The following is an 8505-nucleotide window of genomic DNA, read 5'->3' as shown; positions in this document are numbered from 1 at the left end:
GTGGGCCCGGATGGATTCGAACCAGCAACCAAGCGGTTATGAGCCGCCTGCTCCGCCATTGAGCTACGGGCCCGTTGGGAGGTCTCCCGAACGCACCCGACGATGATAGCGCATGCCGCCGACGGCGATCTTGGGCGGGGCGTTGCAGCCACGCGAACCTAAGGCTCCAAAGTGTTGCATTGGTGACGGGTCGTTCGTATACTTCCTTCTTGCGTCCCGCTCCTGGTCGCGAACGACTCATTCCTCGGTAGCTCAATGGTAGAGCGTTCGGCTGTTAACCGAAATGTTGCAGGTTCGAGTCCTGCCCGGGGAGCCAACGAACACAGAAGGCCTCGCGAAAGCGGGGCCTTCTTGCGTTTTCGGGGCAGCGAGACAGCGTCAGCAGCCCCCCATCGCTTCAAGTTCGCGCCAAGAGAAAGGCCGCGCCGAGGCGAGGCCTTTCGAGCAATCGCACCAGTCACTACTCCAGATAGTCTTTGAGCTTGCTGGAGCGACTGGGGTGGCGCAGCTTGCACAGCGTCTTTGACTCTATCTGGCGGATGCGTTCGCGCGTGACGCCGAACTCGCGTCCGACCTCCTCGAGCGTTCGGGGGTGGCCGTCGACCAAGCCAAAGCGCAGCTCGATGACCTTGCGCTCGCGCTCGGCCAAGCCGTCCAGGACCTTGGAGAGCTGCTCCTGCAGCATCGAGAAGCTCGCAGCGTCGGGCGGAACGACAGCCTCACCGTCCTCGATGAAGTCGCCCAGCTGACTGTCCTCTTCCTCGCCGATTGGAGTCTCGAGCGAAACCGGCTCCTGCGAGATCTTGAGGATCTCGCGGACGCGGTCCGCTGTCATCTCCATCTTCTCGCCGATCTCTTCCGGAGTAGGTTCGCGACCGAGTTCTTGAAGCAGCTGGCGCTGGACGCGGATCAACTTGTTGATGGTCTCGACCATGTGGACCGGGATGCGAATCGTGCGCGCCTGGTCGGCGATAGCGCGGGTGATCGCTTGGCGAATCCACCAGGTCGCGTAGGTGGAAAACTTGAAGCCCTTGGTGTACTCGAACTTCTCCACGGCACGGATCAGGCCGAGGTTACCCTCTTGGATCAGGTCCAGGAACAGCATCCCGCGACCGACGTAGCGCTTCGCGATGGAGACGACGAGGCGCAAGTTGGCCTCGACCAGCTGCTGCTTGGCGTCCAGACCGACCTGCTCGATGCGAGTCAGGCGCCGTTTCTCGGCGCGGTCGAGCGACTGGCTGGAGCCAACCGCGTCCTCAATGCGTGCGGCGGCCTCGAGGCCCGCCTCGATCTTCATCGCAAGGTCGACTTCCTGGGCCGCCGTGAGCAGCGGCACCTTGCCGATCTCTTTGAGGTACATGCGGACCGGATCGCCGGTCAAAGGCGCCACGGCGTTGAGGTTCTCACGCTTCTTCGGCTTCTTCTTGGCGGTCTTCGCCGGAGCGACCTTCGGAATCTCGATGGTGACGGCCTCAGCGGCGGCAACCTCGGCGTCAACCTCGATGTCCTCGAGCTCCGCGGCGCTGGGTAGGTCTGCAGTGTCGGCGCGCGCCACTACTTCCAGTGACACGTCACCGGCCACAATCTCATCTATGACCTCGATACCACTCTCGCGGAAGTGTGTGTAGACGCGCTCGAACTGGTCGTCGGTCAGATCGATGTCCGAGAGAGCACCCTGAATCTCTTCGTCAGTCAGGTTGCCCTTGGACTTGCCCATCTTGGTGAGCGTGCGGACCTCGGCAAGCTCAAGCTCGGGCGCGTTCTTGGCCTCGGACTTCGCCTTGGCGGTCGTCCTGGCCGGCGCCTTGGCGCGTGGCTTGCGAGCCACCGGCACTTCAGCGGCGTCAGTCTTGGCAGTCGAGCTTGCGGTACTGGGCTTCTCCGGCACGCGTTTCGTCCTCGTTCCTGGTTCTCATCCGACATCGCGAACGCCGCTGCGGTACTCTTCAAGCTCCCGCTGCAACGCCGACACATTCTTGAACAGGTCGTCGTATTCAGCCGGGTCCGTGAACGAACCGGGCTGCTTGAGTCGAGCCTTACCTATAGCGATACGCCGCTCAAGGTCAAACTCCTTGAGTTTGCGTACCATGTCGCGCTCCGCAGCATCAGCGTCTGCATCGGCAACTTCGCCGAGCTGAGCCCCGGAGAGCACGGCCGCCACTCCTGGAAGCGACGCCTCCAGCCTGCCGGCCAGCTCGTCTGCCGGAACCTCGACGCCTTCACGCTCTATACCCTCGGCAATGGCGCGATGTACCGGCTCCGTCAGCAGGTTCTCCGAAAGCAAGAAGCGTGCCCTCGCCCGCAATCGCGGCGTTCTAACCAGCAGATCCAGCAGGTCGCGCTCGAGACGAACTTGGGGCGTGTCGGCGATTGGAGCGGCAGGCGCCTCGGGCTGCGAGTCGTCGAGCGACTGGCTCGTGTTGGACGGTCGGGCCGCGCCGATTGCACGCTTGACTGTCGCAACATCGGCGAACAGTTTGTCTGCGATGTAGGTTGCGTAGTCGTCGGCGAGAAGCGAGTCCTTAATCGGCGCAAGAACCTCGGCGGCCTCCTTCAGCGCGCGTGAGCGTTCCTCGGGCCGGTCGAGGTCCCAGCGAGCGAAGCGGCGATCGATCGAGAACTGCAACAAGGGCGCTGCGTCGTCCACGGCCGCGGCCAGCGCCTCAGGGCCTTGCGAGGTCACGAGATCGGCCGGGTCCTGCCCTCCCGGAATGACCGCGACGAATAGCTCTATGCGCTCTCGACCGGCCTCGGGCGTGATGCTCTTGTCGATGAACTCCGAGGCGCGATCTGCAGCGCGCAGTCCGGCCGCGTCGCCATCGAACAGGTAGACGACTCGCTTGGCGAAACGCGACAGCAAGCGAACGTGCTCGCGCGTCAGGGCCGTACCCAGCGTCGCCACGGCGTTGGCCACTCCGGCCTCGTGCAGCGCAATTACGTCGGTGTAGCCCTCGACCACGATCGCGGCGCCAGACGATGTGATGAGCGCCTTGGCGCGATCAATGCCATACATATTGGCCGACTTGTGGAAGATCGGCGTGTCCTGCGTGTTGAGGTACTTCGGCTCGCCCGTGCCCACGACGCGTCCGCCAAAGGCGATGTAGCGCCCCTGTAGGTCGGTGATCGGAAACATGATGCGCTCGTAGAAGCGGTCTTTGAGCTGCCCGTTATCCGCCTTCAACGCGAGGTTGGCCCCCACGATCTCCTCGGCGGTGAACCCGGCCTTGGTCAGGTGGCGAGTCAGTGCCGACCGGCCCGGTGCATATCCCAGTCGCCAATTGCGTGCAACGTCGCTGCCGAACCCGCGCTTCTTGAGGTAGTCACGCGCTTTCGCCGCGCCGGCCTCAGGCGACTTCGTGAGGTTGTCGTGATAGAAGTTCGCGGCCGCCTCGGTGGCCGCGATAAGTCGTTCACGGAAGCTGCGGGGCACTCCCCCGGCCTCCTCGGCGATCTCTATATGCGCGCGATCGGCGAGGATGCGTATCGACTCGCCGAAATCCACGCTCTCGGTCCGCATGACGAAGCCGTAAGCGTCCCCACCCAGGCCACACCCAAAGCAGTGCCACAACTGAGTGGCGGGATCGATTTTGAACGAGGGGGTCTTCTCTTGATGAAACGGGCAGTTGCCCCAGAACAGGCGACCCTTCTGCTTGAGCACAACGCGCTCACCCACAAGCGAGACGAGGTCGGTCGCGTCACGCACACGCCGCACGTCTTCGTCGGATATGCGGCCCACACGACCCCCTCTCGCTTCAGTAGTTGCCGACAACACCGAGCGCCAAGCGGCACGCGGTGTCGCACGATTCTACCCTACTGGAGGATGCCCGTTCCCTAAGAGCTCCAGCGCTGCGCACGCTCGCGCTATAGGAGCCACTTCTTGGGCACGAAGAGGCGCTCGTACTCGCGAATCGCGAAGCGGTCCGTCATGCCAGCCACATAGTCGACGACGGCCTGCACGAGTCCGCCGGCCTCGGCCGGTCGCTCGTCCGGCGGCAGCTCCATGGGATTGGCGAGGTAGTGCTCGAAGAGCGATTTGACTACGGCGCTGGCCTTGGGCTCCTCGGCCTTGGCTCTGGCGGAGAAGTAGACGTTCTTGAAGAGGAAGGCTCGCAGCTCCATCATCGCGTCCCAAACCGGCTCCGACATTGCGATCTCACCGCGCTGTGCCGAGGTGACAATCATGTCGTTGACCATGGTCGTGATTCGCGCGCCGTGGTAAGCGCCGAGAACCTCGAGTGGAGCGGCTGGCAACTCGTCGTCGCATAGCACGCCGGCGCGCACTGCGTCGTCGATGTCGTGGTTCACGTAGGCGATTCGGTCGGCGATGCGCACGATGCGGCCCTCCATCGTCGCCGGCACGTCCGGACCTGTGTGGCCGACGATTCCGTCGCGGACCTCCCACGTGAGGTTGAGGCCTTTGCCCTCGTACTCCAGTTCGTCGATGATGCGCAGCGACTGTACGTTGTGGCGATAGCCCGCTGGCATGGAGGTTGGGTCGGCGGCGTGGAGGGCTGCAAGCGCTTTGTCGAGCGAGTCCTCACCGGTGTGGCCGAAGGGCGTGTGGCCCAAATCGTGACCGAGCGAGATCGCCTCGGTAAGGTCCTCGTTGAGTGCGAGAGCTCGGGCGATGGATCGGGCGATCTGCGACACCTCGAGGGTGTGCGTCAGGCGAGTGCGGTAGTGATCGCCCTCGGGCGCCAAGAACACCTGCGTCTTGTGAGAGAGGCGGCGAAACGCCTTGCAATGGATGATGCGGTCTCGGTCGCGCTGGAACTCGGTGCGGTAGAAGTCCAAAGGAATCGCCGAGACCCGCCCCTTCGTGGCATCGGCAAAGGCCGCGCCGGGCGCCAGCCGTCGTCGTTCGTCGGCCTCAAGGGCCTCACGAGTCTTGATCTCGAGCGAACCGCTCACGTCGTCCTTCCCTAGCCAATCGTGCAGTCGGGCTCAACCCGTCGGAGTCGCCGCGTCTACCTGAACCAGTGGAGCCAGTAGTATCCCGTCGCACCCACGGCGACCGCCACCAAGAGGAGCACCGAGATGATGAGCCACCAATTGGGACCATGCGGCGTCAGGTAGCCGCCGATGAGCGGCGAGCCCGTCCGACGCTGTAGCTGAGCCCTGCGGACCATCTACTCCCCCTGATGTTAACGGAGCCCGGTCGCATTCGACCGGGCTCCGGGTGTCGCGCTACCGGTTGTCCGAACCGGCTGACTTCTCGTCGAGCGCGGCCTGCGCCGCCGCCAATCGTGCAAGTGGGACTCGGTATGGTGAGCACGACACGTAGTTCAGTCCGATCTTGAAGAACGTCTTGACCGAGTCCGGGTCCCCACCATGCTCGCCACAGACCCCCAGCTTGATACCTGGGTTAGCCTCTCGGCCAAGCTTGCAGCCGATCTCGACCATCTTGGCGACGCCGGGATCGACGGTCTCGAAGGGGTTGCGCGCCAGAATCTTGCGGTCCAGGTACTTGGGAAGGAACTTCGCCTCGATGTCGTCGCGCGAGAAGCCGAACGTCGTCTGCGTCAGGTCGTTGGTTCCGAAGCTGAAGAAATCGGCGACCTTGCCGATCTCATCAGCGGTCACGGCGGCACGCGGCAACTCGATCATCGTGCCGATCGGGATGTCGAGCGTCACGCCGGTTGCCGCGGAGACCTCGGCCAGTACGGCCTCAGTCTCGGCGCGAAGCACCTCAAGCTCGGTAACGACCGAGACGAGCGGAATCATGATCTCGGGCTTCGGGTCCAGACCACGCTTCTTCAGCTCGGCGGTGGCGCGAGCGATTGCACGGACCTGCATCGCGTAGATCTCGGGATGCATGATGCCCAAGCGGCAACCGCGCAGACCCAGCATCGGGTTGGCCTCGGCCGTCGCATCGATCTCGGCGAGCAGCTTGCGCTTGGGAGCCAGCGACTCGGCCGACGCGCCAGCGCACTCGGCGCGCACGATCTCGATCTCCAGCTCGCGGGGGCTGTCGAGGAACTCGTGCAGCGGCGGATCGAGAAGCCTAATCGTGACGGGCAGCCCGTCCATCGCCTCGAGAATGCCGAGGTAGTCGTCCACCTGCACGTCGAGCAGCTTGGCAAGCTCGGCGTCGCGGTCCTCCTGGTTGTCGGCAAGCACGTAGTTCTGGATGATCATCTTCCGCTCGCCCAAGAACATGTGCTCCGTGCGGCAAAGGCCAATGCCCTTCGCACCGAACTTGCGGCCGAGCGCGGCGTCCTCAGGCGTGTCGGCATTCGCGCGAACTCCCATGGTGCGGAACTCGTCGGCCCACGTCAGAATCTGGTCGAAGTCGCCGGTGACCTCCGGCTGTACGAGCGTCACGGCGCCCAAAACAAGCACGCCAGTTGTGCCGTCGATCGAGATCAGGTCACCCTCGTGCATCTCGATGTTGGTGCCCTTGATGCGAGCGACCTTGCGCTCAGCGTCGATCTCGAGCTTCTCAACGCCGCAGACGCAGGGCTTGCCCATGCCGCGTGCAACAACGGCCGCATGGCTCGTCTTGCCGCCGTGCGAGGTCAGGATGCCCTTGGCAGCGTCCATGCCCGAAAGATCGTCGGGGTTGGTCTCCCAGCGTACCAGGATCGAGGCGCGACCCGCGTCCTTTGCGGCCACAGCATCCGCCGAGGAGAACACGACCTCGCCAACGGCAGCGCCCGGGCTCGCGTTGAGTCCCTTGGCCACGACGTCGTAGGTGGCGTTCTGGTCGAACTGCGGGTGCAGGAGCTGGTCGAGCTGCGAGGGGTCGATGCGCTGGACTGCCTCGTCGCGCTGGATCATGCCCTCGGCGACCATGTCGATGGCGACCTTGAGCGCGGCGCGGGCGGTACGCTTGCCGATGCGGGTCTGCAGCATCCACAGCTTGCCCTGCTCGATTGTGAACTCGATGTCGCACATGTCGCGGTACGAGGCCTCGAGCTTGGCGAAGACCTCGTCCAGCTCGCGGCCAGCCTCTTCAAGGCCCGGGACCTTCTTCAGGTCCGAGATCGGCTCGGTGAGGCGGATACCGGCAACGACGTCCTCGCCCTGCGCATTGGTGAGGAAGTCGCCGTAGTACTCCTTGGTGCCATCGGCCGGGTTGCGCGTGAAGCCCACGCCCGTGGCCGAAGTGTCGCCCTTGTTGCCGAACACCATGGTCTGAATGTTGACGGCGGTGCCCAGATCGTCGGCGATCTTCTCCATCTTGCGGTAGTAGACCGCGCGGTCGTTCATCCAGCTCGAGAAGACTGCCTCGATGGCCAGGCTCAGCTGCTTGTCGACCTCCATCGGGAAAGCGACCTTGCCGTCCGCGCCCACGAGCTGCGGGTACTTATCGGCCGGGATATGCTGGGCGACGATCGCCTTGAACTCGGCGACAAGCGCCTTGAGGTCCTCGGCGGACAGATCGGTGTCGCTTTTGACGCCGCGGTCGAGCTTCATCTTGTTGATGGCGTTCTCAAACAGGTCGCCCTCTGCGTCGAGAACCACCTTGGAGAACATCTGGATGAAGCGACGGTAGCTGTCCCAGGCGAAACGCTCGTTGCCGGTCTGACGGATCAGTCCCTGGATCGACGTGTCGTTCAAGCCGAGATTCAGGACCGTGTCCATCATGCCGGGCATCGAGAATGGCGATCCGCTTCGCACGGAGACGAGCAGGGGATCGTTGTCGTCGCCGATCTTCTTGCCCATCTTCGCCTCAAGGGCGGCGATGTGCTCGGCAATCTCCTCGGCGAGTCCTTCGGGGAGCGCCGGAGGCGTGGCGTTGTAGTACTCCATGCAGGCCTGGCAGGTGATCGTAAATCCTGGCGGAACCGGAAGTCCCATCTTCGCCATCTCGGCAAGGTTTGCGCCCTTGCCGCCGAGCTGGAACTTCATGGACTTGTCGCCTTCGGTAGTTCCCCCTCCGAAAGCGTACACGCGCTTCACAGCCGACAAGGCTATCTCCTTCAGTGCCGGGTACAGAGCTTGGCTTGCATTCTAGCCGAACGATGCGCGCACTGACACGCGCATGAAACACCGATGTTTCAGTCCTGCGTCTCAAGCCCGCCGCGCAGGTAGCGAATGATCTCCTGCGCGGTCTCTTCGACGGCTCGATTGTCGGTGCGCACGACGATGCAGCCGATGCGCCGCATGATGGCGCGGGCCTCGGCGAGGTCAGCGTCGATATCCTCGCGATCGGCGTAGTGCGCCACGTACGTGCCGAGCTCAGCCATGCGCTTCGTCCGAATCTCGGCCAGCACGGGAGTGCTGCTCACTAAACCGAACACGCGGCGTGGGTCGACCTCGAAGAGCTCTTCGGGCGGCTCGCTCCCGCGCACGAGAGGAATGTTGGCGGCGTAGAAACCCTTGGATGCGAGGTAGATCGAGAGCGGCGTCTTGCTCGTGCGCGAGACGCCAACCAGCACGACGTCGGCGTTTTGCAGGCCCTCGGGGTTGCGGCCGTCGTCGTGCTTGATCGCGAACTCCATAGCCTCGATGCGATCGTAGTAGGCCTCGTCGGCCTGACGGATCGCGCCGGCCTGGCCG

General features: G+C 63.9%; 6 protein-coding genes and 2 tRNA genes. 1 reads left to right on the top strand and 7 read right to left on the bottom strand.

Features of this window, described 5'->3' with window-relative positions; all coding sequences use genetic code 11:
- Position 1 precedes the first annotated feature (1 nt).
- A tRNA-Ile gene (locus P4L93_05350) sits at positions 2-73 on the bottom strand.
- A gap of 168 nt (positions 74-241) precedes the next feature.
- Between P4L93_05350 and P4L93_05345 the strand changes: the two genes are divergently transcribed.
- A tRNA-Asn gene (locus P4L93_05345) sits at positions 242-316 on the top strand.
- Between the two features lie 144 nt (positions 317-460).
- Here the strand turns inward: P4L93_05345 and rpoD are convergent.
- From rpoD to P4L93_05315, 6 genes are all read right to left on the bottom strand, one after another.
- Positions 461-1828: an RNA polymerase sigma factor RpoD gene (rpoD, locus tag P4L93_05340; GenBank protein MDR3686360.1), complete on the bottom strand. Its 1368-nt coding sequence runs from the start codon at positions 1826-1828 to the stop codon at positions 461-463.
- A gap of 84 nt (positions 1829-1912) precedes the next feature.
- Positions 1913-3736: a DNA primase gene (gene dnaG / locus P4L93_05335; GenBank protein ID MDR3686359.1), complete on the bottom strand. Its 1824-nt coding sequence runs from the start codon at positions 3734-3736 to the stop codon at positions 1913-1915.
- Positions 3737-3861: 125 nt separating this feature from the next.
- Positions 3862-4911 (bottom strand): deoxyguanosinetriphosphate triphosphohydrolase, encoded by a 1050-nt coding sequence (locus P4L93_05330; GenBank protein MDR3686358.1) that lies wholly within the window; start codon positions 4909-4911, stop codon positions 3862-3864.
- 56 nt (positions 4912-4967) lie between these two features.
- Positions 4968-5129 (bottom strand): hypothetical protein, encoded by a 162-nt coding sequence (locus tag P4L93_05325; GenBank protein MDR3686357.1) that lies wholly within the window; start codon positions 5127-5129, stop codon positions 4968-4970.
- A 58-nt stretch (positions 5130-5187) separates the two neighbouring features.
- The gene (gene ppdK, locus P4L93_05320; protein MDR3686356.1) at positions 5188-7914 is read right to left on the bottom strand and encodes a pyruvate, phosphate dikinase; all 2727 of its coding nucleotides are present in this window, start codon (positions 7912-7914) and stop codon (positions 5188-5190) included.
- Positions 7915-8003: 89 nt separating this feature from the next.
- A partial coding sequence (locus P4L93_05315; GenBank protein MDR3686355.1) for a kinase/pyrophosphorylase occupies positions 8004-8505 on the bottom strand: 502 nt, incomplete at its 5' end.

Source organism: Coriobacteriia bacterium (assembly GCA_031292615.1).
In the GTDB taxonomy this organism is placed as follows: domain Bacteria; phylum Actinomycetota; class Coriobacteriia; order Anaerosomatales; family JAAXUF01; genus JARLGT01.
This window is presented reverse-complemented; position numbering and strand designations above follow the sequence as displayed.